Origin of the sequence: Oerskovia paurometabola (assembly GCF_016907365.1) — a bacterium.
GTDB lineage: Bacteria > Actinomycetota > Actinomycetes > Actinomycetales > Cellulomonadaceae > Oerskovia > Oerskovia paurometabola.
The window spans coordinates 345,301-368,791 of the sequence record NZ_JAFBBV010000001.1 but is presented as its reverse complement, the minus strand read 5'-3'; the positions used below and the strand labels follow the sequence as shown (position 1 = coordinate 368,791).

Annotated in this window: 19 protein-coding genes and 1 riboswitch; of the genes, 9 read left to right on the top strand and 10 right to left on the bottom strand. The window is 72.9% G+C overall.

From position 1 onward, the window contains the following. Window positions 1-21: 21 nt before the first annotated feature. Genes JOD48_RS01640 through JOD48_RS01630 form a run of 3 tightly spaced genes read right to left on the bottom strand, consistent with a single transcriptional unit; the run spans window position 22 to window position 4,099 of the window. A complete protein-coding gene (locus JOD48_RS01640) occupies window positions 22-801 on the bottom strand; it encodes a uracil-DNA glycosylase family protein (RefSeq protein ID WP_204806940.1) in 780 nt (259 codons plus the stop codon). Window positions 802-822: 21 nt separating this feature from the next. Continuing rightward, window positions 823-2,538, bottom strand: a complete 1,716-nt coding sequence (locus JOD48_RS01635; RefSeq protein WP_204806938.1) for a S41 family peptidase — start codon at window positions 2,536-2,538, stop codon at window positions 823-825. Between the two features lie 43 nt (window positions 2,539-2,581). Continuing rightward, entirely contained in the window at window positions 2,582-4,099 is a 1,518-nt protein-coding gene (locus tag JOD48_RS01630; protein ID WP_191789968.1) for an amidohydrolase family protein, read from the bottom strand. A gap of 227 nt (window positions 4,100-4,326) precedes the next feature. Here JOD48_RS01630 and JOD48_RS01625 point away from each other — a divergent pair, with 227 nt between their 5' ends. The 4 genes from JOD48_RS01625 to JOD48_RS01610 all read left to right on the top strand — a co-directional run bounded on the left by JOD48_RS01625 (window position 4,327) and on the right by JOD48_RS01610 (window position 7,558). Further along, the gene (locus JOD48_RS01625; protein WP_204806936.1) at window positions 4,327-4,827 is read left to right on the top strand and encodes an FBP domain-containing protein; all 501 of its coding nucleotides are present in this window, start codon (window positions 4,327-4,329) and stop codon (window positions 4,825-4,827) included. Window positions 4,828-4,854: 27 nt separating this feature from the next. After that, complete coding sequence (locus tag JOD48_RS01620) at window positions 4,855-5,445, top strand: TetR family transcriptional regulator (protein WP_204806934.1); 591 nt, start codon at window positions 4,855-4,857, stop codon at window positions 5,443-5,445. A 130-nt stretch (window positions 5,446-5,575) separates the two neighbouring features. After that, window positions 5,576-6,193 (top strand): carboxymuconolactone decarboxylase family protein, encoded by a 618-nt coding sequence (locus JOD48_RS01615; RefSeq protein WP_191789969.1) that lies wholly within the window; start codon window positions 5,576-5,578, stop codon window positions 6,191-6,193. Window positions 6,194-6,340: 147 nt separating this feature from the next. Beyond that, window positions 6,341-7,558 carry a glycoside hydrolase family 3 N-terminal domain-containing protein gene (locus JOD48_RS01610; RefSeq protein WP_204806932.1) on the top strand — a complete coding sequence of 406 codons (1,218 nt, stop codon included), beginning with the start codon at window positions 6,341-6,343 and terminating at the stop codon, window positions 7,556-7,558. Between the two features lie 121 nt (window positions 7,559-7,679). On the opposite strand, the gene JOD48_RS01605 is transcribed toward JOD48_RS01610, so the two are convergent. From JOD48_RS01605 to JOD48_RS01580, 6 genes are all read right to left on the bottom strand, one after another. Continuing rightward, complete coding sequence (locus JOD48_RS01605; RefSeq protein ID WP_191789971.1) at window positions 7,680-8,399, bottom strand: ABC transporter ATP-binding protein; 720 nt, start codon at window positions 8,397-8,399, stop codon at window positions 7,680-7,682. Further along, the gene (locus JOD48_RS01600; RefSeq protein WP_225226852.1) at window positions 8,386-9,279 is read right to left on the bottom strand and encodes an ABC transporter ATP-binding protein; all 894 of its coding nucleotides are present in this window, start codon (window positions 9,277-9,279) and stop codon (window positions 8,386-8,388) included. Before JOD48_RS01600 ends, JOD48_RS01605 begins: the two co-directional genes overlap by 14 nt. A gap of 125 nt (window positions 9,280-9,404) precedes the next feature. After that, a complete protein-coding gene (locus JOD48_RS01595) occupies window positions 9,405-10,844 on the bottom strand; it encodes a branched-chain amino acid ABC transporter permease (RefSeq protein WP_204806930.1) in 1,440 nt (479 codons plus the stop codon). Then, window positions 10,841-11,875 (bottom strand): branched-chain amino acid ABC transporter permease, encoded by a 1,035-nt coding sequence (locus JOD48_RS01590; protein WP_191789974.1) that lies wholly within the window; start codon window positions 11,873-11,875, stop codon window positions 10,841-10,843. Before JOD48_RS01590 ends, JOD48_RS01595 begins: the two co-directional genes overlap by 4 nt. Window positions 11,876-12,045: 170 nt before the next feature. After that, window positions 12,046-13,137, bottom strand: coding sequence for a branched-chain amino acid ABC transporter substrate-binding protein (locus tag JOD48_RS01585; protein WP_307823913.1), 1,092 nt, complete (start codon window positions 13,135-13,137; stop codon window positions 12,046-12,048). A 447-nt stretch (window positions 13,138-13,584) separates the two neighbouring features. Beyond that, on the bottom strand, window positions 13,585-14,436 hold the full coding sequence (locus JOD48_RS01580; protein WP_204806928.1) for an aldo/keto reductase: 852 nt from the start codon (window positions 14,434-14,436) through the stop codon (window positions 13,585-13,587). 245 nt (window positions 14,437-14,681) lie between these two features. Here JOD48_RS01580 and JOD48_RS01575 point away from each other — a divergent pair, with 245 nt between their 5' ends. The 5 genes from JOD48_RS01575 to JOD48_RS01555 all read left to right on the top strand — a co-directional run bounded on the left by JOD48_RS01575 (window position 14,682) and on the right by JOD48_RS01555 (window position 19,327). After that, complete coding sequence (locus JOD48_RS01575) at window positions 14,682-16,226, top strand: polysaccharide deacetylase family protein (RefSeq protein WP_204806926.1); 1,545 nt, start codon at window positions 14,682-14,684, stop codon at window positions 16,224-16,226. 182 nt (window positions 16,227-16,408) lie between these two features. Continuing rightward, on the top strand, window positions 16,409-16,612 hold the full coding sequence (locus JOD48_RS01570) for a cold-shock protein (RefSeq protein ID WP_030152390.1): 204 nt from the start codon (window positions 16,409-16,411) through the stop codon (window positions 16,610-16,612). Between the two features lie 129 nt (window positions 16,613-16,741). After that, window positions 16,742-16,853: riboswitch (SAM riboswitch) on the top strand. A gap of 105 nt (window positions 16,854-16,958) precedes the next feature. After that, complete coding sequence (locus JOD48_RS01565) at window positions 16,959-17,333, top strand: hypothetical protein (RefSeq protein WP_191789978.1); 375 nt, start codon at window positions 16,959-16,961, stop codon at window positions 17,331-17,333. Between the two features lie 132 nt (window positions 17,334-17,465). Continuing rightward, the gene (locus JOD48_RS01560) at window positions 17,466-18,194 is read left to right on the top strand and encodes a hypothetical protein (protein ID WP_204806923.1); all 729 of its coding nucleotides are present in this window, start codon (window positions 17,466-17,468) and stop codon (window positions 18,192-18,194) included. A gap of 134 nt (window positions 18,195-18,328) precedes the next feature. Next, the gene (locus tag JOD48_RS01555) at window positions 18,329-19,327 is read left to right on the top strand and encodes a transglutaminase-like domain-containing protein (RefSeq protein WP_204806922.1); all 999 of its coding nucleotides are present in this window, start codon (window positions 18,329-18,331) and stop codon (window positions 19,325-19,327) included. A gap of 51 nt (window positions 19,328-19,378) precedes the next feature. Here JOD48_RS01555 and JOD48_RS01550 read toward each other — a convergent pair whose 3' ends face one another. Then, entirely contained in the window at window positions 19,379-23,320 is a 3,942-nt protein-coding gene (locus JOD48_RS01550; RefSeq protein WP_204810236.1) for a TM0106 family RecB-like putative nuclease, read from the bottom strand. Between the last annotated feature and the right edge of the window lie 171 nt (window positions 23,321-23,491).

The window sequence follows — 23,491 nt, the reverse complement described above, 5'->3', positions numbered from 1 at the left end:
CGGGCCCCGGACGTCCCGGCCTCACTCCGCTCCTCCCGGCGCCCTCCACTCGATCGTGTGGAGGGCGTCGCTGCGTGGTCGCCGGACGCTGCCGTTCTCGCCGAGCGCGCGGATCCAGGCGTCGTCCCCGAACCAGTCGGGCATCCCGTAGGGAAGGTCGCCGCGCGGGATCGGCGCGTAGTCGCCCTCCGCGAAGGTCGCGCCGTAGGTCGGGACGGTCGGGTCGCCGTCGGGGTCCGGGGTCACGACGCCCCGCAGGTCGCCGACCGCGTCGCGCCACGCGTCGAGCAACGCCTCGGGGTCGCGGCTCGAGGGGTGCGGGACCTTGTGCACGGGGACGTCCGGGGCGCCCTTCCAGCGCGCCAGCGCGTCGCGCGCCTGAGCCCCGAACGCGACGACCGCCTGGAGCCCTGGCCCCGTGACGGCGTCGAACAGCTCGTTGCGCCAGCGCGTGTGCTCGGACGCGCGCAGGATCTCTCGCGCGGCCTCGTCCGCGCGAGAGGGCAGCGTCGCGTACGCGTAGGCGTTGAGGCACACGTAGCTGCGCGTCAGCCCGAGCTTGGTGAGGAAGCCCTGGACGCGCTGGCCCGCGTTGCCCACCAGCGAGCGGCCCGCGATGCGTTCGGTCGGCCCGGGGTCGGACGCGATGACGAGCAGGCGCGCGGACCCGTCGAGGCGGCCCCGGTAGAACACCGGCCCCCAGTCGTGCCAGAACAGCGCGGCGTGCTCGCCGTAGCCCGGGAGCCGCTCGAAGATCTCGGCGACCTGGGGCGGTGGTCCGGGGTCGTGGTCGGTGCTCATGTCTCCTCCTGTCGTCCCCGCTCAACCGCCGCGGAGCAGCCCCAGGCAGAACGCCTGGAGGTCGACGTTGCCCCGCAGCAGGTCGTCGCGGGTCATGTCGTACGGGACGCCCGCGATGCCGAGGTCCTCGACCGGGATGCCGTCGCCCCGGCCCGAGCGGATGGTCCGCCGCACCGCGACGGTCAGCGACGTCCCGGCGGGCATGGGCGGCAGCGCGCGCTCGGTGCCCGTGAGCGCGTCGCGCACCTGGGACAGCGTCCACACGTTGGCCCCGCCGCCCCCGGTGGCCTGCCCGACGGCGACGAGGGGCCCCACGTCGTTGTCGACCCACCCGGCCGCGAACAGGTCGCCCGAGGAGTACGTGTTCGGGTCGACGACCGCGACCGCGGGTCCGGGGTAGACCCGTCCGCGGTCGTTGCACCAGGCGGGGTCGGTCAGCGGCAGGGGCTGCGCGTACTGCTCGCCTGTCGACACGGCGTCCTGGAGCGAGCCGTTCCACGCCTCGAGCTCGAGCCGGTTGAACGGGCTGGCGGCCATGAGCCGGGTGAGGGGCGTGGCGACGAGGCTGAAGCGCGTGGGGACGACCGGGTGGTCCGTGAAGAGCTGCAGCGCGCGCTCGGCGGCCCAGACGAGCCCGCCGGGGTTGCCGCGCAGGTCCACGACGACCCCGCCCGTGGGCAGCAGCCCCAGGAGCCGGGTCATCTCGTCGAGGTAGGCGGTGTCGTCGCCCACGTCGAAGGACCACAGGCGCAGCAGGCCGTGGTCGGCGTCGAGCGCCCGCGCGGCGAGGACGTCCTGGAGCGGGGTGGGGATCCAGTCACCGCCCGACGGCGCAGCACCCCCTGCGCGGGCGACGCTCGCTCGCGTCGCGCTCGCCGGGGTGAGGGGCGGCGGTGGTGGCGCGGCAGGCTCGGCCTCGTCCTCGGTGGCCCACAGCTCGGGGACGAACGTGAGCTTCTTGGCCCGGCGCACGGCGTCCGCGGCCGGGTCGACCGCGACCTTGAGCGCGGCCCGCGTAGCCCGGCTCACGGCCGTCTCAGCCCGCCCGGGAGCGACGACCGTCCAGTCGAAGCGCGTCTCCCGGCTCGCCCCGCGGCGCGTCCGGTACTCGACGACGACCCAGTGCTCGTCGGGCGGCGGGCCGTAGTCGAGCGCGCGGAACGTGAGCGACTCGAGCGCCCGCGAGCGCCGCGCGTCGGGCCGTCCGCCGGTCTCGCGGTCGGCGTGGACCTCGACCGCGCGGGCGATGGGCACGCCGTTCCACGCGAGGACCTCGACGCCCGGGGCGAAGGACCTGTCCGTGGTGGCGCGGGGCCCCACCTTGGTCACGAGGAAGTGCGGCTCGTGCCCGGTGCCGTAGGCCTCGACCAGGAACGGCAGGGTCGCGACCTGCCCCCGCGCGGCGACGGGCCCGACATAGCGGGTGTGCGCGTCGCGCAGCCCGGTGAGGATGCCCGTGAGGGCGAGGTGGAACTCGGCGTCGGTCAGGTCGACGGCGCGGCGGCGCAGCAGCGTAAGCCCCTGCACGGGGTCGCTCGCGTAGGCCGCGCGCTTGGCCGGCAGGTGGGCGTAGAGGCCGCCCAGGACCGTGACGAACGTGTCGACGACCTGGAGCCGCTCGCCGCCGTCGAGGTGCGCGGCCGAGGGGACGTCGGCGAGGGTCGTGCCCGTGGCGGCCTCGGCGAGCAGGCGCCGCACGCGGGCGTCGCGCGGGTCGGTGCTCGTGCTCCCGGTCATCGTGCTCCCTCCCCCGGGTCGGCAGGATCGCTGCGGTGCGACCTCAGTAGTAGGCGCGCAGGCCGTCGAGCACGCCCGCGTGGAAGCCGCGCCCGACGACCTGCGCGAGCCAGGCGTCGTCGGGCGTCAGGGACTCGAGCGGCGGGACGGTGATCGTCCCGAGGTCGCGCGGGAGCCCGCCGACCGGGCCGACGCCCGTGGGCATGTCGAGCGCGAGGCGCAGCGGCGCGCCCGCGTCGCCGAGGCTCCCTGCCCACGCCGCGGCCCGCGCCTGGGCCGCGGTGATCTCGGCCTGCGGGTCGGCGCGGACCTCTTCGAGGCGGTCGACGACGTCGGACCACGCCCAGGGCGTCGTACCGTCGTCGGGGTGCGTGAGGCTCAGGCGCATGTCGCGCGAGCCGACCGTGAGGGGCGTGAGGTCGGGCGCCCCCGCCGCGGCCGTGAGCGCGGGCGTCCCGTAGCGCGCGACGCCGTCGATCACGACGAGGTCCACGTCCTCCTCGGTCGCGGCCACGACGGCCCGGAACGGGTCGGCGCCACGCTGGGCGCGCAGCACGAGGACGTCCGCGAGCGCCCCGGGCTGCAGCCGCCCGGTCTGTCGCCCCCAGCCGCGTGCGAGGACGTCGCCGGGCACGCAGGTCACCATGCGCACGAGGTCCTCGTCGCGGAGGCTCCACCCGGCGTGGTCGGCGGCGAGGCGCGCGGCCTTGAGCTCACCCAGGACGTTCTTGCTGCCCGACGGCGCCCAGTCGGCCCCGAGGCACACCGCGATTCCGGCGTCCCTCGCCGCGGGGACGTCGGTGGTGACGCCGTAGAGCCACAGGTTGGAGAAGGGGGACCAGACGACGGCCCCGGGGTCGGTCCACCGGGCGAAGCCGGCCGCGTCGACCGCGGTCGCGTGGACCGCGACGAACCGGGGCTGGAGACAGCCGGCCGACTCCGCGTCGGTGTACTCGCGGGCGACGAGGCTGCCGGGCTGCCCCTCGGCGCAGTGGTAGACGAACAGCGAGCCGGCGCGCATGCGGTTGGCGCGGTCGGCGAGGTCGGCGGGCTTGGCCGTGAGGACCGACGCGAGGACCTTGTTGCGGTCCCCGGTCCCGAAGCTCTCGTCGTCGATCTCGCGCACGAGCCACCCGTCGCGCGGGCGGTTCATGGGCGGGGAGCCCTGGACCGAGGTCGTGCCGCCCACGAGAGCCTTGGTCTCGACGTACGCGAGGAGCTCGTGCGGGCTCGCGGTGATGAACGCGTACGCGGGCCACGTGGTGCTCGCGGCGTAGGTCTTGGCGCGGGGCCACGAGTCGTGGTGCGCGAACGGGACGGCCTGGGACGGCTCGGTCCACAGGGGCAGCGTGTCGTAGGCCAGGTGGTTGTGGAGGTCGATCAGGCCCGGCAGGACGAGCGAGCTGCCGACGTCGACGACCGGGCAGCCGTCGAAACGTGCGGGCCCCTTCGCCGTGCTCCGGGTGACGTCGGCGACGCGGCCGTCGTCGTCGATCCACACGCGGCCCGTGAAGACCGCGGACTCGGACGGCGCGACCGACCGGTCGTCCGACAGTGCCATGACGCGTCCACGGATCGCCCACATGAGATCCCCCCGGTCGAGCGACGGGCGTACCTGTTCTCGACGCTAGACCCGTCGGCGCGCGTCGGCGACGGAGCGGGAGGGTGATTTCCCTGGGCGCCCAGAAGAACGGGACGGAAAAGGGCGGGCCCTGCCGCATCCATCTGTACTAGTGTCCAACTTGAACACGCGTACAAATTGACCGACGGACACCGGAGGAGCCGCACGTGCGACCACTGACCCGGCAGGAGACCCGCCACGCCTTCAGGAACACGACCACGCAGGAGACGAAGGCCCTGCGGCTCCCCGCCACGTTCGACACGCTCGACTGGTCCCGCCTCGACTACCTCGGCTGGCGCGACCCCCGGTCACCCCTGCGCGCGTACCTCGTCGCCCTCGTCGACGAGGTGCCCCACGGCGTCATGCTCCGCCAGTCGGCGACCCGCAACGAGCTCGCGAGCCGCGCCGTGATGTGCGCGCTGTGCCGCTTCACCCACCGCTTCAACGAGGTCGCCCTGTTCTCGGCCGCGCGCGCCGGGGCGGACAAGCGCGCCCGCCTCGACACCCTCGGCATCTACGTGTGCGTCGACCTCGACTGCCACACGAACGTCCACAGCACCCCGCTCCCGGGCCCCCTCGACCCGCCGGCCGCGCAGATCGTCGCGTCCCGTCGCGACGGGCTGCGCGCCCGGACCAGCGCGTTCGTGCGCTCCGTCGTGATGCAATAGGCCGCTGCCGACACCGAGGAGACGACCATGGGGAGCTATCTCGCACGAGACGCGCGCCGCCGGACCATCCTGGACTCGGCCGTGGTCGTCCTGGGACGCGACGGCATCGCCGCCGTGACGGCCCGATCGGTGGCGGCCGAGCTCGGCGGCTCCCAGGGGCAGATCCACCACCACTTCGGGTCGACGACGCAGCTCGTCGCCGAGGCCTGGCTCCTGTACACCCGGACCGAGGTCGAGCAGTTCGAGGTCGAGACGGCGAGCCTCGACCCGCAGGAGGCGGTCGGCCACTTCTTCGAGGGCCTACGCGGCGGGCAGGACAGCGGCGCCCTCGCCCTCTGGGCCGAGGCCGGCTCGTACGCGCGGTTCGCCCAGGAGTTCGCCCCCGCGTACCTGGCGTCGCTCCAGCAGGTCTGCACCGTCCTCGAACGGCTCCTCGACCGGGAACGTCCCGACGACGGCAACCGGGACGCCGCCCTGCGCCTGCTCATGGTCGGGATCGGTCTGGCCGGGCTGACCGCGATCGCACCGGCCGACGAGACCGGCATCGCCCCGGGGCAGGTCGTCGGGTCAGCGATCGCACAGGAGTTCGCCCGCCTCCGCACGCCACCCCACGCCTAGCGGCCTCCTCTCACAGTGCCGGCGCGGGAGACCTTCCGGTCCCGCCGCCGCCGTGCCAGCCTGGAGGGACAGCCCCGGGGCGCGGTGCTCCCTACCGCGAGCGCACAGCCGCCCGGGAAGGAGACCTGCCATGAGCTGGATCCGAGAGGCCGACGAGAGCGAGCCCAGCGGCGCCGTCGCGGCAGCGTTCGCGAAGGACCAGGAGTCGCTGGGGTACGTCGCGAACCTCACGCGGCTCCTCGCGAACCGGCCCGCGGTGCTCGACGCGTGGATCGGGCTCAACGGCGCGATCAAGGCGTCCATGTCGCCGCGCCGGTACGAGCTCGCGACCCTCGCGGCGGCGCTGCGGCTCCGGTCGACGTACTGCGCGCTCGCGCACGGCGCGGTCCTCGCCGACCACCACGTCGGTGCCGACGCCGTGCGCGACGTCGCCGAGGGGCACGACACCGTCCAGCTCTCCCCGATCGACCGCGCCGTCATGGACCTCGCGGACAAGGTCGCCGCCGGGGCCGCCGACATGTCCGAGCCCGACCTCACCGAGCTGCGCGACCTCGGGCTCGACGACGGCGAGATCCTCGACGTGATCCTGGCTGCGTCCGCGCGCTGCTTCTTCAGCTCGGTCCTCGACGCGACCGGGACGCAGGCCGACGCGGTGTTCGCCGACCTCGACCCGGCGATGCGCGACGCCCTGACCGTGGGCCGGCCGATCGCGACCCCGGACCCCGTGGGCCGACACCTCGCCGGCTGACGCCCGGCCCCCCGCCCGGCGCAGCTCCCCCTCGCGACGCAGCTCCCCGTCGCCGAGCATCCCGCACCCCGGCACGTGACGCGAAGAACACGCTCCCAGCACCGCCCGGCGACGCGGTGCCCCCGGGAACCGTCCTAGGGTCGAAGCATGAGGTCGTCCCGTCGAGGCGCCACGAGCGCCGCCCTGCTCACCACCGTCCTGCTGCTCGCCGCGTGCTCGCCGGGAGGCGGGACGCCCTCCCCGACGAGCGCTCCGCCGTCGGGCACGCCCACCCCCACCGCGACCGGGACGCCCACGCCGACCCCCGCACCCGACCCGACCACCGACGCCCCGGACCCCCTCGCCGGGTGGAGCCTGGAGCAGAAGGTGGGCCAGCTCCTCATGGTCGGGGTGAACGTGGGGAAGATCGACCAGGCGAGCTACGACGCGGTGCACCAGCACCACGTCGGCAACGTGTTCCTCGCGGGGCGTACCCAGGCCGGGTCGGTGCGCGTCAAGAACCTCGTCGACTCGTTCACTGCCCTCGTGTCCGACGAGACGACCCACGGGACGCCGATGTTCGTCTCGACCGACCAGGAGGGCGGCAAGGTCCAGGTGCTCCGCGGGCCCGGCTTCTCCGACCTGCCGAGCGCCATGGAGCAGTCCACGCTGGCCCCCGCGGAGCTCCAGAGCCAGGCCACCACGTGGGGCAAGGAGCTCGCGGACGTGGGCATCGACCTCAACCTCGCACCCGTCATGGACGTCGTGACGAGCCCCGAGACGGCCGCGACCAACGCACCGATCGGGTACTTCGAGCGGAACTACGGGTTCGGGGTCGAGACCGTGACGTCGCACGCGAACGCGTTCAGCGCGGGCATGGAGGCGAACGACGTCGACGTCGCGATCAAGCACTTCCCTGGGCTGGGTCGCGTCGGGGGCAACACCGACACGACGGCGGACGTGCGGGACGCCGTGACGACGCGGGACGACCCGTCGGTCGACGCCTTCCGGTCCGGCATCGAGGCGGGCGCGGCGTTCGTCATGACGTCGACGGCGATCTACGACCAGATCGACGCCGGTCTCCCCGCAGCGTTCTCACCCGAGGTCGTGGACGGGCTGCTGCGCGGCGACCTCGGCTTCGGTGGCGTCGTCATCACCGACGACGTGTCGAAGGCCGAGCAGGTGCAGGCGTGGTCGCCCGGCGAGCGGGCGGTCCTGACGATCGCCGCCGGGGGCGACATGGTGCTCGCGTCGGCCGACCCGACCGTGATCCCCGAGATGGCGACCGCGCTCGTCGAGCGTGCGCAGTCCGACCCCGCCTTCGCCGCCAAGGTCGACGCCTCGGTGCTGCGCGTGCTGGCGGCCAAGGAGCGCCTGGGGTCCTGAGAGGCCCGTCGGCCGCAACTGTCCCCACGTGCCCACACCGTGTTCCACACGTTGTCCCCATGCCTGTCCACAAAGTTATCCACAGGCCTGGGGACAGTGTGCACAAGGAGCGCACCACCGCTCACGCGACCCCGAGGTACGCCTCCTTGATGCTCGGGTCCGCGAGCAGCTCCCGGCCGCCCCCGGAGCGCACGACCTCTCCCGTCTCGAGCACGTACGCCCGGTGCGAGCGCGACAGCGCCTGCCGCGCGTTCTGCTCCACGAGCAGCACCGTGGTGCCCTGCGCGTTGATCTCCGAGACGATCCGGAAGATCTGCTGGATGACCATGGGGGCCAGGCCCATCGACGGCTCGTCGAGCAGCATGAGCCGCGGCCGGGCCATGAGCGCGCGCCCGATCGCGAGCATCTGCTGCTCGCCCCCGGACATGGTCCCGCCGACCTGCGACGTGCGGTCCTCGAGGCGCGGGAACAGCTCGAAGACCCGGGCCAGGGTCTCGTCGTGCACGGCCTTGTTCTCGAACGTGCGCCCGTAGGCCCCCATCTCGAGGTTCTCCAGGACCGTCATGCCGGGGAAGATCCCGCGCCCCTCGGGTGCCTGCACGATGCCCTCGAGCACCCGCAGGTGCGGCTTCATGCGCGTGATGTCCTTGCCGTCGAACAGGATCTTCCCGCGCGACAGCGGACGGATGCCCGAGACCGCGCGCATGGTCGTCGTCTTCCCGGCACCGTTGGCCCCGATGAGGGTCACGAGCTCGCCCTCCTCGACCGTGATCGACACGCCGCGCACGGCCTCGATCCGCCCGTACGCGACCGTCATGTCGGTGATCTCAAGCAGGGGCATCGGTGTCTCCCTCGGGCAGCTCTTCGTCGGGTACGCCCAGGTAGGCGGCGATGACCTTGGGGTCGGCCGTGACGTCCTCCGGGGTGCCCTCGGCGATGACCTTGCCGAACTCGAGCACCACGATGCGGTCCGTCACGCCCCGCACGAGACGCATGTCGTGCTCGATGAGCAGGACCGTGTACCCGTCGTCGCGGATGTGGCGGATGAGGTCCATGAGGGCCTCCTTCTCCGCCGGGTTGAAGCCGGCCGCGGGCTCGTCGAGGCACAGCAGCTTGGGCTCGGTCGCGAGCGCCCGCGCGATCTCCAGGCGCCGCTGCTCGCCGTAGGACAGGTTGCGCGCCTTCTCCGTGGCGCGTGCCCCCACCCCGACGAACTCGAGGATCGCCATGGACCGGTCGATCGCGTCGCGCTCCTCCTGCCGGTGCCGCCTGGTGCGCAGCAGCGCGCCCGGCACCGAGGTCCGGTGCCGCGCGTCCGTCCCCACGACGACGTTCTCCAGGGCCGTCATCTCGTTGAACAGACGGATGTTCTGGAAGGTCCGGGCGATGCCGAGGCGCGTGATCTGGTTGCGCTTGGCCTTGCCCAGGACCTGCCCGTCGAACCGTACGAGCCCCTTGGTGGGCCGGTAGACGCCCGTCATGGCGTTGAAGGCCGTCGTCTTGCCGGCCCCGTTGGGCCCGATCAGCCCCAGGATCTCCCCGCGCCGGATGTCGAACGAGACGGAGTCCAGCGCGGTCAGACCGCCGAACACGACCGACACGTCCTCCATGCGCAGCAGCGGCTCGCCCACCTCGGTGCGGACCGTGCGGTCGGCCGCGACGATCGCGTCGACCAGCGCGGAGTCCGCGAGCTCGGGCCGCACCTCGGTCACGTCGACCATCACCGGCTCGGCGAGCCCGGCACCGGGCAGGTACTTCTCGGCCATGGGCTCGCCCGCGTCCGCGGACAGCGACAGGTGCGCGTCGCCGACGTCGCCGCCGGCCCCCATACCGCCAGGATCGTTGCTCATCGGTTCCCCCCGTCGGTGGTCTCGTCGTGCTCGCCGGCACCGGTCCCGGCGGGGCCGCTCCCGGTGGCGTCGCGCCCCGTCCCGCTCCCCGTGCCCGACGCCGGAGCGGACGTCGCGTACGCGGCCTGCGGGCCGCCGTCGGGCATCTTGGCGAGCGTGCGGCGCGCCGCGACGTACAGCTCGCGCCCGTACGTGAGGAGCTTCTGCCGGACGGGTATGAGCCCCTGCGGCCGGAAGATCATGAGCACCATGAGCGCGACCCCGAAGAACAGGTACTTGTAGTTCGCGATCTCGTTGCCGTCGATCGGGATGCCGAACAGGGACGTGCGCCCCAGGAAGAAGTTCGGCAGGTACACGATGATGAACGCCCCCAGGATCACGCCGAGCTTGTTGCCCTGGCCGCCCAGGACGACCGCGCACAGGAACAGGACCGAGTTGATGATGTTGAAGTTCGTCGGGATGACGAACTGCACCTGGCCCGCGTAGATCGCGCCCGAGACGCCGCCGATCGACGCCCCGATGACGAACGCCCACAGCTTGAAGCGGAACGTGGGCACGCCCATGATCTCGGCCGCGTCCTCGTCCTCGCGGATCGCGACCCACGCCCGGCCCACGCGCGAACGCTCGAGGTTCCCCACGAGCATGAGCGAGATGATGATGAACACCAGGGACAGCCAGAACCACCACACGCCCGAGTTGAGCGTCGTCCCGACGTTGCCCGCCGAGAACACGCCGTTGGGCAGCTCCTCGGTCACGCCGAGCCGCGGGTAGGCGACCGACTTGAGCCCCTGACCGCCCCCCGTGATCTCGTCGAGGTTGTCCGCCAGCAGGCGCACGATCTCACCGAAGCCGAGCGTCACGATCGCGAGGTAGTCGCCGCGCAGGCGCAGCGTGGGCGACCCCAGGACCAGGCCCGACATGGCCGTGATCGCGACCGCGACGGGCAGGATCGCGAGCCACGCCCAGTCGTCCGACAGCCAGCCCTCGGGCTGCGTCACGTTCCACGGGCTGTCGGGGCTCGTCATGATCGCGAGCGTGTACGCGCCGATCGCGTAGAAGCCCACGTAGCCGAGGTCGAGCAGACCCGCCTGCCCCACCACGACGTTCAGGCCGATCGCGATGAGCGCGTACATCCCGAACTGCGCCATCACGGCCCCGAAGTTGGTACCGACCGTGGTCAGGACCGGGATGTTGAGGATCGGCAGCAGGGCCACGAACAAGATGAACGGGACGCCGACCCCCCACTGCGCGGGCCGCGCGAGCGCGTCCCACCACAGCCGGAACCGGTCCCCCACGCCGCCGTGCGGGCGCTGGGCCACGGGCGTCTGGCCCGCAGGCGGGAGCTCGGGGCGGGGCCGTGCGGGCGGGGTGGCGCCGTTCGTCGCGGCCGTGCCGCCGGGGACCCCGTCGTTCCCCGCAGGAGTGCTGGTGCTCATGCTCGTGCCCTCCCCAAGGACTCGCCGAGGATGCCGGTCGGGCGGAACATCAGGACCACGATCAGCAGGACGAACGCGACCACGTCGCGCCACTCCGTGCCGAACACGACCTGCCCGTAGTTCTCCATGACGCCCAGCAGCAGGCCACCGAGCAGCGCGCCGCGCAGGTTGCCGATCCCGCCGAGGACCGCCGCGGAGAACGCCTTGATCCCCAGGATGAAGCCGCCCGAGTAGATGATCCCGTTGGGGACGCGCAGCGTGTACAGCAGGGCCGCGGCCCCGGCCAGGACGCCGCCGATGAGGAACGTCAGCATGATGATGCGCTCGCGCGAGACCCCCATGAGGGTCGCCGTCACGGGGTCCTGCGCGACCGCCCGGATACCGCGCCCGAACTTGGTCCGGTTGATGAACATGTCGGTCGCGAGGGCCAGGATCAGGGCCGAGAAGATGATGATGAGCGTCACGTTGGTGACGTTGGCGCCGAAGAGCGTGAACTGGACCTCGGGCTCGACGAGCCGGATGGGCTGCTCCGCGTTCACGCCGCCGAGCTCACCGCCCGTCAGGGCCGGGAGCACGAAGTGCACGAACTCCTGGATCACGAACGACGCGCCGATCGCGGTGATGAGGAAGACGAGCGACGGGGCCCCGCGTTTGCGCAGGGGTCTGTAGGCCACGCGTTCGAGCCCGACAGCGGCCCCTCCCGCGACCACCATGCCGCCGATCATCGCGATCCCCAGATAGAGGACCGTGAGCAGGATGCCCTTGTCGAACGCGTCGCCGCTCGGGTAGAAGCCCAGGGCGAGGAGCGTGGCGTACTGCCCGAACATGCCGAGCATGAAGATCTCGGAGTGGGCGAAGTTGATGAGGCGCAGCACGCCGTAGACGAGCGTGTAGCCCACCGCGACGAGCGCGTAGACCGCGCCGTAGGTCAGGCCGTCGACGGTGAGGGCCCAGAAGTTGCGGCCGAGGGCCGCGAGGTCGAATCCGATGAGTGGGTCGGCGGCGAGGACGCCGTGGACGAGCATCGACATGCTGCTCCTTGAAGCCGGTGGGAGGGCGGTCGGCCGACCACCGTGCGCCCACCCCGCGAGGAGGCGGGCGCACCGTGGTCCGCTCGGCGGCTGCCGTCAGGCGCACCGCCCCGGCCCGGCCGTGCTTGGCCGGGAAGGGGCGGCGCTCCGGACCGGCAGGCGCCGACCGGCTACTGGACCTCGTAGATCCAGATCAGCGCGGACGAGAGCTCGCCCGTGTCGTCCCACTTGTAGGTGCGGGCCAGGCCCTCACCGTCGTAGCTCGTCACGAAGTCGAGCATCCCGGCCCGGTCCGTGACGCCCGACGCGATGCCCGTGAGCATGATCGTCGCGAGGTCGTAGCCCTCGACCGAGTAGACGCCCGGGGCCTGACCGTTGAGCGCCTCGTACGCGGCCGCGAAGTCGTCGGGAGCCGGTCCGCAGGGGCAGGACAGGATCGCGCCCTTGGACGCCGCGCCCGCCTGGGTGACGAACTGCGGGTCGTTGGTGCCGTCCGCGGACACGAACGGGATGTCGACGCCCGCGTCACGCAGCTGCTGCGCGAACGGCGCGGCCTCCGCGTAGTAGCCGGCGTAGAAGACGGCGTCCGCGTCGGAGCTCGAGATGAGCTGCGTCGCGGCAGCGAAGTCCTTGTCGCCGACCTTGACCTCGGCAGAGCACGAGTCGTCGGCCGCGTCGCCGAGGCCCGCGGTGATCTCCTTGGCGAGCCCCACGCCGTAGTCCGAGTTGTCCTGGACCACGCAGACCTTCTCGTACCCGAGCGTGTCCACCATGTACTTGGCGACCGCCGGACCCTGGACCGCGTCGTTCGCGAGGCCGCGGAAGAACGTCTTCCAGCCGTTCTTCGTGATGTCGGGGTTGGTGGCCGACGCCGACAGCGAGGGGAGGCCCGCCTGGCTGAAGACGTCGCCGGTCGCGGAGGTCTCCCCGGAGAACGCCGGGCCGAGGAGCGCGATGATGCTCGCGTCGCCGACGATCTGCGGGGCGACCTGGGTCGCCTTCTGCGGGTCGCCCTCGGTGTCGAACTCCTTGATCGTGACCTGGCAGCCCGCGTTCGCTGCGTTGAACGCGTCCACCGCGACCTTGGCGCCGTAGAGGATGTTCTGCCCGAGTGCGGCGTTGGGGCCGGTCAGAGCACCGGCCATGGCGATCGAGGTGCCCTCGGCACACTCGGCCGTGCCGTCTCCGGCCGGGTCGACGGGGTCGCCCGAGGTCTCGACCGGGACCTCGGCCCCGTCGATGTCGATCTGGACGGACGGCACGATCTTGAGATCGGCCGACCCTGACGCGCTCGACGACTCCGTCGAACCTCCGTCGTCCCCCTGAGACTGGGTACCGCAAGCGGTGATGGCGAGGGCGGCTGCCAGCACGAGAGCCAGCCCACCCGTCGTTCGACGTGCTGTGCGTTGCATTCCGAACCTCCGTGCGCCAGATCGCACCCGGGTGCTCGGAGACCTCGCACCCGCGGTGGATCACCTGATATTCAGCACTGAATAACGTGCTGACGATGGCACAGGTCGGACCAGCGCGAAACCCCAGATGCACAATTGCAACCAGGGACTCACACGCGGCGAACCGGACAAGGCGCCCGAGGTCCCGGGCCCCGGGTCCGGCGACCTGAGTGCCTGGAACGTACGTGGGCGCGGTTACGCGAGACTCCGTCCCGCGTTACGGGGCCGTCACAGGAACGTCTCGATCCGGTCCGGGGGTCAGGACGGGTACTGCGAGAACGCGGCGGTCGCGGGGTCGGAGCCGAGCCGGGCGTCCGAGTCGAGCGCGTCGATCGCCGCGATCTCGTCGGGCGAGAGCTCGAAGCCGAACAGGTCGATGTTGGACGCGAGGCGCTCGGGGTTCACGGACTTGGGGATGACGATCCGGTCGCTCTGGACGTGCCAGCGCAGGATCGCCTGGGCGGGCGTGACGCCGTGGGCGTCGGCGACCGCGGCGACCGCGGGGTGGTCGAGGTCGGCGCCGCGTCCGAGCGGCGAGTACGCCTCCACGGCGATGCCCGCCGCCCGGGTGGCCTCCTGGGTCGCGCGCTGCTGGTAGGTCGGGTGGACCTCGATCTGGTTGACGGCCGGGACCACGTCGGTCTCGGCGAGCAGGCGCGCGAGGTGCTCGGGCAGGAAGTTCGAGACGCCGATCGCGCGGGCCGCGCCGTCGGCGTAGAGCTTCTCGAAGGCTCGCCAGGTCTCGACGTAGAGGTCCTTGCTGGGGACGGGCCAGTGGACGAGGTACAGGTCGACGACCTCGACGTCGAGCTCCTCGCGCGAGTCCTCGAACGCCTGGAGCGCCGACTCGTACCCCTGGTCGCCGTTGCGGAGCTTGGTCGTCACGAAGATCTCGTCACGTCGCAGGCCGCTGGCCCGGAGCGCCGCACCGACACCGGCCTCGTTGTAGTAGCCGGCCGCGGTGTCGATGTGCCGGTACCCGGCCTCGAGCGCCTGCTCGACGTTCTTCTGCGTCGCGTCGTCGGGCACCTTGAAGACGCCGAGCCCGACCTGCGGGACGGCGACACCGTTGCTGAGGACGACGTCGGGGACCTGCGTGGGGGAGACCATCACCCCTTTCTACCCCGCCGCCCGTGGCCCGCACCACCCGTCCCGGCAGTGGCCGGCGCGTCGCGGACGGGTCGCGGACGGGTCGCGGTCGGGTCGGAGGCGGAGAGCCGACAGGTGACCGGTCGGTGAAGGCCGTGGAGTCGTTGCGAGGACCGTGCGAGAGGGTGTCGCAGACGACTGTGGCGCTGCTCTCATCCGCCGTGCCGGTCGCGACGCGCACCCTGCGCGGGTGGCACGGTGGACTGATGTCCCAGTCCCTCCCTCCGTCCCGCGGCCAGACGCCGGGCGGCTCCGCTCCCGCGCGCCCGCGGAACCGAGCCCTCTGGGTCCTCGCCGTGCTCGTACCGCTCCTGGTCGTCGCCGCGGGCGTCACGTTCTACCTGACGCGTGCCGCGGCCGACCCCTCCGGAGAGGCGTCTCCCACGGGTACCCCGTCGCCCACGGCCCATCCGGTCCCCGCCGAACGGGTCGACCCGCCTCCGGTCCTGGACCCGGCGTCGGTCGAGAACCTCGAGATCCACCAGGAGTCGACCGCGAGCACGGGCGACGCCCGCTCGATCTCGACGGTCTCCGTCCCGGGCGAGCGCTCCCTCTCGCACGCCTTCGGCACGTTCGTCGACGAGACCGAGAAGGCGTACGACGCCGCGGTCGACCCGGCCGGAGTGGGCAACGAGCTCAACGTCGGATGGGACCTGGTGCTCGCGCAGGGAGACGTGCTGGGCGTGCGTGCCACGACGTACTCCTTCACGGGCGGGGCGAACGGCACGACCGGCGCCCAGACGTTCTACACCGACCTCCCGCGCGCGACCACGACGTGGTCCTCGGACCTCTTCACGGCCGACGGCCGCAAGCAGGCCGCGCAGTGGGTCGACGCGGCGCTCGACCAGGCCGGGCTCGGGTTCGAGGAGCCGGTGCCCGCGTCGGAGGACACCTTCCGGGACGTTCGCCTGGGGCCCGACGGCGCCGCGACCCTGGTCTTCTCCCCCGGCCTGGTCTCTGCCCGCTCGGACGGAGAGCTGGCCGTGCGCATCGAGCCCGACGCGACGCGGACGGTCCTGTCCGCGGTCGGGAAGCAGCTCGCGGACACCGCGTCGAGCGGCACCCCGTTCATGGGGATCACGCCGCCGCCCGTCGAGCCCCCCGTGACGACCCCGCCCGTGCCGCCCGCGTCCCCGGGAGCCCCGGACTGCTCGGTGCTCAGGTGCGTGGCCCTGACGTTCGACGACGGACCCGGCAAGCACACGTCGCGCCTGCTCGACACCCTCGCCGAGAAGCAGGCCAAGGCGACGTTCTTCCTCGTCGGCCGGTCCGTCACGTCGCACCCCGACCTGGTCCGCCGCGAGGTCGCCGAAGGGCACGCCATCGGGAACCACACCTGGTCCCACCCGGACCTGTCCAAGCTCGGCACGGACCAGATCACGGACGAGCTGACGTCGACGGCGGACGCGGTCGAGGCCGCGTCAGGCGTCCGACCGACCCTCGTGCGCCCTCCGTACGGCGCGACGAGCGACACTGTGACGAGCGTCCTCTCCCAGCGGAACGAGCCGGCGATCCTGTGGGACGTCGACACCGAGGACTGGAAGAACAAGGACGCGGCCATGACGACCGAACGGGCGCTCGCAGGCGTCCGACCTGGGGCGATCCTCCTGATGCACGACATCCACGCCTCGACCGTCGACGCCGTCCCGGGCATCGTGGACGGTCTGCGGGCTGCCGGCTACACGCTCGTAACGGTGCCCGATTTGCTCGGCCCTGACCTGGTTGGCGGACAGGCGTACTTCAATCGTTAGCATCAGGGCTAGCACAGTCGGAGTAACCCCTGTACCGTAGCCGGTGAGATTGCAGTGCCTCGCTTGTCCTTGCGCAACGGCCCCATGCCACCGCGAACCTTGTTACCCAAGAGTTGACGACGAACACCGTGATGTTCGGCTCCAGATCATGGAGCTGTTTGAAACTCTAGAAGGAGATCCCCATGGCATTGGGAACCGTGAAGTGGTTCAACGGCGAAAAGGGCTACGGCTTCATCGCACCTGAGGACGGCAGCGCCGACGTGTTCGCGCACTACTCCGCCATCCAGACGCAGGGCTTCCGCTCGCTCGAGGAGAACCAGCGCGTCGAGTTCGACGTGACGCAGGGCCCCAAGGGCCCGCAGGCGGAGAACATCCGCCCGCTCTGATCTCACTCGCCTCCGGGCGTAGCTGATCATTGAACGAGTGCCCCCGACCGTCTCGGTCGGGGGCACTCGTGCGTCCAGGACCAGGTGCTCCCTGTGCTCGGTCGGTGACGCCGTGGTAGAACTGAGAACGGTCCAGAGGACCAGCGAACCGCCCTCCGGCGTGCTGGTCCGGCAACCGCGCGACGCGCACGGTGCTCCCGGAGGAAGACCCGCCCCCACGACCGTGGGGGAAGAGCGAGGCCCGACGTCGTAGGGCGCCTCCTCGTGCCCCTCACCCGGGGAGCCTCCCGGGTGGGCGTGCGCACGCGGGTGAGCCCCGTCGTCGGGCACGGAGAGAAGGAGCACCATGGCCGAGCGCGTCATGGAACGCCGGGCGACGGTCGTCGCCTGTCCCCCGCCCACCGTGTGCGACCGGTTCGACACGGGGCACCTGCTGCACCCCGTCCACGAGCGCATGCTCCGCAACCGGCCCTGGGGGTGGCGCGAGGGCGTCGTGCTCGCGGTGCGGACGACCAGCGGCGGCACCGAGGTCGTCGTCGAGTACGCGACGGGCGAGGGAGCGTGCCGGGTGTGGCACCACACGAGCCTCGCCCTCGACCCCGGGGTCACCGTGCGGGTGCACGAGCAGTACCACGCGCTCGAGCTCGCGGGACGGGCGCTCAACGTCCGGCTGGTCGGCGGGGTGGGTCCGGCGCCGGAGCCGCCCCACGCTCGCCGCTGAGTGCGTGATCCGGCTGCGACTCGCCGGGCGTCTCGCAGCCGGACCATCCACTCGACGGAACGGGCGGGCCGGGCGCCGCGTTGAACCGGTGAGGGCACCCGCCCTCGACGGTTCGACCAGAAGGACACGCTCATGGGATTCCTCGACCGCCTCCTCGGCCGCACCCCGCAGGACGACAGGCTTCACGGCTCGGCAGAGCGTCCCGGTGCGCCCGCCTACGGCACTGCGCCCCCGGCCCCGACCGGCCCCGCGCGCAGCGAGGACGACGTCGCGATCGACCGCTACCGCTACCTGCTGCGCACGGCTCCCCCGGAGGCCGTCGAGCAGGCGCACGCCGAGGCGTTCGAGCGGCTGACGCCCGAGCAGCGTCGACGCGTGCTGACCGAGCTGGGTGAGAACGTGCCGCCCGCCGAGCGCGCTACCTCCGACGACCCGCAGTCGCTCGCCCGCATGGCGACCCGCGCCGAGATGCGCAACCCCGGCACGCTCGAACGGTCGTTCGGCGGCAGGCAGGGGGGGCCGGGCGGGCCGGGCGGGCCGGGCGGGCCGGGCGGGCCGGGCATGGGCTCGATGATCGGCTCGAGCATGCTCGGCACCATCGCGGGCGTCGTGATCGGCTCCGCGGTCGCCAACATGATGTTCGGCCCGATGTTCGGCGACCCCACGGCCGACTTCGCGGGCGACGGCGGCACCTCGGGCGCAGGCGACCCGGGCGCGACCGAGGGCGACCCCGGAGCCGGCGACACGGGCGGCGGCGACTTCACCGAGGCCGGAGGCGGGGGCGACCTGGGTGGGGGCTTCGGCGACTTCGGCGGTGGGGACTTCGGCGGTGGGGACTTCGGCGGATTCGGAGACTTCTGAGGACCTCGTCCGCCCGGCCCTCGCTCGGACGGAGCCGACGGTCCGCCGGGCCGAGGCATTGCCCTGGCGCGCGACACGGTCGACACTGGTGCCCGGCATCACGCCGCTCGTGACCCGCGACCTCGGAGGATCCGATGTACGACCCGTCCAGCCGCCTCGAGCCGGTCGGCACGACCGCCGTCCATCCCGCGGTCGCCCGCTGGGTGGCCCACTCGCCGTACTCCTCGCCCGGGGAGCACGCCCAGCTCCTGCGGGGCGTACCCACCGACCCGGACGCGCTGGGGCAGGTGGCACGCAACGTGATCGCGCACTATCGCGCCGAGGCCGAGTTCATGCCGGCCGAGCGTGCCACGGACGTCGACAGCCGGTGGCTCGCGACGATCCTCGACCTCGACCACTCCCGGCACGGGACCGCGCTCACCGAGCCCCGGGCGGTCTGCGACCGGGTGGGAGGCTGCTGCCGGGACCACTCGCTGCTGACCGTCGGGGTGCTGCGAGAGCACGGCATCCCCGCCAGGACCCGCGTGGGGTTCGTCTCGTACTTCACGCCCGGCTTCCACCACGATCACGTCGTCGTCGAGCACTGGGCGGACGGCCGCTGGTTGCGCTGGGACCCCGAGCTCACCGCGGGAGACCCGGTGTTCCCGTTCGACCCCCTGGATCTTCCACGGGGCACGGGGGATGTCGCCGAGGACCTGGCTCTACCGTTCGTCCCCGCAGCCACGGCCTGGCTCGCGCTCCGTGCCGGGCTGGCGGACGCGGACCTGTTCGGAGTGGACCCGGGGCTGCCGTTCCGCGGCGACTGGTTCGTCCACGACTACGTCCTGTTCGAGCTGGCCCACCGTCAGGGGGACGAGCTGCTGCTGTGGGACACGTGGGGGGCGATGAGCACGGACGACACGCTCGAGGGCGCCGACCTCACGCTGGTCGACGAGATCGCGACCCTGCTCGTCCGTGCCGACCAGGGCGACCAGGAGGCGGAGGAGGAGCTCACCGCACGCTATGCCGTCGACGACCGCCTGCATCCTGGGCCACGGGTGCGCACCCTCTCCCCCACGGGACCCAGCAGATGGACCGACCTCACCGACCGGCACCTCGACGCCGCCGGCAGCCTGAGGCCGCCGACCGCCTGAGTGCGGGGTAGTCGTCGTCGGGAGCCCGACACGACGACGACTACCCCGCACTCAGCGGAGCGGCGAGCGGCTGCCCGAGCTGCACAGACCGATGAACGCGCCCAGCTCGGCGAGCTCCTCGGGGTGGTTCGGCAGGTAGTCGGTGAGCCGGGGCGAGCGGACCACGACCGCGCACCACTGACCCCGCGAGACCGCGACGTTGACGCGGTTGCGCGAGAGGAGGAACTCCATGCCGCGCGGCACGTCCTCGCGCGCCGAGGCCGTCATCGAGACGATCGCGACGGGCGCCTCCTTGCCCTGGAACTTGTCGACCGTGCCGACGCGCACGTCGCCCAGCCCCGCGGCCGCGAGCGCGTGGCGCACGGTCCACACCTGCGCGTTGTAGGGGGCCACGACGACGAAGTCGTCCTCCGTGAGTGCTCGCGAGGCAGGTGCGGCGCCGTCCGACCCACCGGGCCCTCCGGGGTACCACGTCGTCCCGAGCAGCCCCTTGACCTGCCGCACGATCTCCTGCGCCTCCTCGACCGAGGACACCGCGTTGCCCGCGTGCTCGACCTCGACGACGTGCACGCCGGGCTCGACGCCCACGAGGACCCGCTCGCCCGCGGCGGCCTCCGCGTGCAGGAGCCCTTCGTACGCGAGCTCCGAGACGGCGTCGCACAGCGCGGGGTGCATGCGCCACGAGCGGGCAAGGAAGTAGCCGAACTCGGGCGGCAGCACGTCGTGCCCGCCGCCGGCACGGGTCAGCCACCCGAGCGCCGACTGGTCGACGGGCTCGGGGTGCTGACCCTGCGAGACCTGCGGGAGCTGCTGCGGGTCGCCGAGCAGCAGGAGCCTCTGCGCGGCCCGGGAGACCGCGATCGTGTTGGCGAGCGAGAACTGCCCGGCCTCGTCGATCACGAGCAGGTCGAGCTCGCCGTCGCCGAAGCGTTCGGCGTGCGCGAAGTCCCAGGCCGTCCCGCCGACGACGCAGGGACCCTCGGCGACGAAGGCCGCGGTCTGCGGGGAGTCGACGAGGCGCCAGGGCACGAGCCGCGACCCTTCGGGCAGGGCGGCCGCCGCGACGTCGTCGGGCAGGCCTGCGCCCACCTCACGGCCGACGGCCGACACGTCGCGCCCCTTGGGACCCGAGGCCTTCTTGCCCACGCGGTCCGCGGGCACGCCGCCCTTGGTGATCACGCCCGCGAGGACGTTCTCGACGACGTCGTGCGACTGCGCCACGACGCCCACGCGCCACCCCTCGGCGACGAGGCGGCCGACGACCTTGGACGCGAGGTGGGTCTTGCCCGTGCCGGGCGGGCCCTGGACACCCAGGTAGGAGCCGTCGAGGTCCCTGACCGCGTCGGTCACGGCGTCGACGTACCGCTCGGGGCCGTCGCCCAGGACGGGCAGCGGGTCGCCGGACACCGTGCGCGGCGGGCGACGGCGGAGCAGGTCGAGCGCCGGGTGGTCCGGGAGCACCAGGGGCGCCTGCGGCCCGTAGGGATTCTGCGCCTGCACGGTCGTGGCCAGCGCCCGGATCGACGCCTCCTGCTGGGGCGTCGGCAGCACCTGCCCGACCGCGAGCGCCATGGGCAGCGCGTCGTGCGGAGCGACCCCCTTGGGCACGGGCAGGCGCACGTCGAGGACGTCGACCTCACGCCCGTTCCCCAGCCGTCCGCGCTCGACGCCGTAGACGCGCACGCTCCCCGTCGACCACCGCACCGCGCCGTGCGCGGGCTCGATCCCCTCGGGTGCCGGTCCCTCGAAGAGCGCGGTGGCGCCGTCGTACCCGGCCTTGAGCTCCGAACCGTCCGGCAGCTCGCCGAACAGGCGCAGGCGACGCGACGGGTTGCTGCGCGGTGTGGCCTTCGCCCAGTCCTCGATCACCTCGGCCCGTTCCACGAGGAAGTACGCGCGCGGCGTCTGCCACTGGTCGACCGGGTCCTTGAGGCGCGCGAAGAACTCCTGCCAGAACGGCTTGGCCTCGCGCCAGTAGTACCCGACGCCCGCGCCCAGGAGCGCGACGGCCTCCTCGTCGTCGGTCCGTCCGTCCCCCGCGCGACCGTCCACGCCGCCCGCGAGCGCGCGGACGTCGAGCTCGACCTGCTCGGCCTCGGCGCGCTTGGCGCGGCGCGCGACCTCCGCGTCGGTCAGCTCGAGCGCGGGTGGCAGGTCGTCCTCCCAGCCGTCGCCGGCAGGGGCGGCGAGCGGGCCCGGGGCGGAGGTCGCGGGAGCGGCGCGCCCCGCGAGCCCCAGGAGGAACTCGTGCAGGCGCAGGGTCGAGAGGCAGTCGTACTCGTTGTAGTCGGCGATGCCGTGCAGCAGGCGCTCGGCCTCCTCGGTGCGGCCCGCGTCGCGCGCCGCGCAGTACGTCGCGTACGCCACGACCGACGCCGCGGCGTCCGTGACGTCGCCGCCCCGGAGCTGGTCGCCCATGTAGAGGGGTTCGAGCTTCTTGATCGAGTACGACGGCGCCGACACCTTGAGCGAGTGGCGCACGGTCGAGTAGAGGTCCACGAGGACGCCCTCGCGCAGGAGGTCGTCGACCTCCTGCTCGTACACGCCGTGCCGGGCCGCGATCGAGAGCAGGTGCGTCTTCTCGTACGACGCGTAGTGGTAGACGTGCAGCCCCGGGTACTGGGCGCGGCGCTTGGCGAGGTAGTCGACGAAGTCGACGAGCGCCTGCTTCTCCTGGTCGAGGTCGTGGGCCCAGAACGCGGTGAAGGGCGGCTTCTCGCCGGGGCTGGTCGGTCGCTCGACGAGCCCGAACAGGTAGTCGATGTTCCAGACGATGCCCTCGGGCGAGGCGTCGGGCGCGGACCACAGCGGGTCGCCCTCGAAGTCGAAGAACACGTCGCCCGGGTCGGGGCGCGGCAGGTCGCGCAGCGGGGCGGGATCGACGACGACGTAGGACAGCGTGTGCTGCTCGGGCTCGACGGCGCCCTCGAGGCCGGCTCCGTCCCCGCTGCCCCCGGCGGCGGGCGTGCTCCACGTGACCGACCCGCTGGGGCCCGGCCCGACGTCTGGCACCCCTCCCCCGTCGACCGGCACGTCGACCAGGCCGGCCTGGAGCCGCGCCTGGACGCGCAGGGTCTCGAACGTGCGCGCCGCCAGGCCCTGGGGCGGCTCGGTCGCGGCCGCGAGCTGGGTCATGGTCGTGATGCCGGCGGCGCGGAGCCGGACGCGCTGGGTGCTGCGCAGGCCCGCGACGCGCAGCACGTCGTCGTGCTCGGTGACCTGCTGCGCGCAGTACGCGCACGTGCCGCACTGACGCAGTCCGGGCGCGTCCCAGGCCACGGGCTCGGCGCTCGCCCGGTGCGTGTCCAGGAGGCGCAGCAGCTCGGTGCGCCGCTCGCGGAAGACGGGCAGGACGTCCGCGAGCCGGTGGTCGGTCACGGCGCGCGTCCCGAGGATCAGGTGCAGGGCCGGGGAGGTCTCGACCCCGGCCGCGAGGAGCTGGTCGGCGTAGGCCGCGAGCTGGAGCAGCGCGGGGACCTTCGCGCGGCGCGCGAGCTTGGCGTCGTACACGGCGTACACCGGGCCGGCGCTTCCCGGAGCGCCCAGGCCGCCCGACGTCGTCGGGCCGGTTGCGTGGGGCCACGCGTGCGCCGCCCGGCTGTCGGTGCGGATCAGGAAGTCCGCGCGCCCGTGGAAGCGTCCGTCGAAGAAGGAGCCCTGGTAGACGACGTCGACGCCGTCGCTCAGGGCGTCGAGCGTCGCGGCGTGCGCGGCCTCCAGGTCCCCGCGCCGCATGGTGCGCGGCACCGGCACCTCGCGGATCGCGTCGGCCCCCACGAGGTCGACGAAGCCCGCGAGCACCTGCTGCTCGTGCACGTCGCCGAGCGTCGCGGTGCGCTCGAGCATGTCGTCGACCTCGACAGCGGGGTGCGCGGCGCGCCCCACCTTCTCGTCGAGGGTGCGCAGCAGGCGGTACTCGCACTCGCTCGCCGCGACGAGGTCGCTGGCCGAGAAGACGAGCAGGGGCTCGACGGTCGGGTCCTGCTGGTCCATCAGGAACACGGCGACTCCTCGCGGTCACTGGGCCGGTCACGACGGGCTGTCGATCGAGGACGCGGCGGCGCCCCGGCCCGGTTCCTTTCTACCGGGCGCCGCCCACATCCTGGTCTCCGCCGACGACCACGAGGCGCCTCCCGGCCGGCCGCCGACCGTGCCGGGCCCCGG

What these genes read in the sequence shown, in the direction of transcription:
- JOD48_RS01640 (WP_204806940.1), bottom strand. Translation starts at nt 801, where the DNA reads ATGAGCACCGACCACGACCCCGGACCACCGCCCCAGGTCGCCGAGATC.
- JOD48_RS01635 (WP_204806938.1), bottom strand. Translation starts at nt 2,538, where the DNA reads ATGACCGGGAGCACGAGCACCGACCCGCGCGACGCCCGCGTGCGGCGC.
- JOD48_RS01630 (WP_191789968.1), bottom strand. Translation starts at nt 4,099, where the DNA reads ATGGCACTGTCGGACGACCGGTCGGTCGCGCCGTCCGAGTCCGCGGTC.
- JOD48_RS01620 (WP_204806934.1), top strand. Translation starts at nt 4,855, where the DNA reads ATGGGGAGCTATCTCGCACGAGACGCGCGCCGCCGGACCATCCTGGAC.
- JOD48_RS01615 (WP_191789969.1), top strand. Translation starts at nt 5,576, where the DNA reads ATGAGCTGGATCCGAGAGGCCGACGAGAGCGAGCCCAGCGGCGCCGTC.
- JOD48_RS01610 (WP_204806932.1), top strand. Translation starts at nt 6,341, where the DNA reads ATGAGGTCGTCCCGTCGAGGCGCCACGAGCGCCGCCCTGCTCACCACC.
- JOD48_RS01605 (WP_191789971.1), bottom strand. Translation starts at nt 8,399, where the DNA reads ATGCCCCTGCTTGAGATCACCGACATGACGGTCGCGTACGGGCGGATC.
- JOD48_RS01600 (WP_225226852.1), bottom strand. Translation starts at nt 9,279, where the DNA reads ATGGTCGACGTGACCGAGGTGCGGCCCGAGCTCGCGGACTCCGCGCTG.
- JOD48_RS01595 (WP_204806930.1), bottom strand. Translation starts at nt 10,844, where the DNA reads ATGAGCACCAGCACTCCTGCGGGGAACGACGGGGTCCCCGGCGGCACG.
- JOD48_RS01590 (WP_191789974.1), bottom strand. Translation starts at nt 11,875, where the DNA reads ATGTCGATGCTCGTCCACGGCGTCCTCGCCGCCGACCCACTCATCGGA.
- JOD48_RS01580 (WP_204806928.1), bottom strand. Translation starts at nt 14,436, where the DNA reads ATGGTCTCCCCCACGCAGGTCCCCGACGTCGTCCTCAGCAACGGTGTC.
- JOD48_RS01575 (WP_204806926.1), top strand. Translation starts at nt 14,682, where the DNA reads ATGTCCCAGTCCCTCCCTCCGTCCCGCGGCCAGACGCCGGGCGGCTCC.
- JOD48_RS01570 (WP_030152390.1), top strand. Translation starts at nt 16,409, where the DNA reads ATGGCATTGGGAACCGTGAAGTGGTTCAACGGCGAAAAGGGCTACGGC.
- JOD48_RS01565 (WP_191789978.1), top strand. Translation starts at nt 16,959, where the DNA reads ATGGCCGAGCGCGTCATGGAACGCCGGGCGACGGTCGTCGCCTGTCCC.
- JOD48_RS01560 (WP_204806923.1), top strand. Translation starts at nt 17,466, where the DNA reads ATGGGATTCCTCGACCGCCTCCTCGGCCGCACCCCGCAGGACGACAGG.
- JOD48_RS01555 (WP_204806922.1), top strand. Translation starts at nt 18,329, where the DNA reads ATGTACGACCCGTCCAGCCGCCTCGAGCCGGTCGGCACGACCGCCGTC.
- JOD48_RS01550 (WP_204810236.1), bottom strand. Translation starts at nt 23,320, where the DNA reads ATGGACCAGCAGGACCCGACCGTCGAGCCCCTGCTCGTCTTCTCGGCC.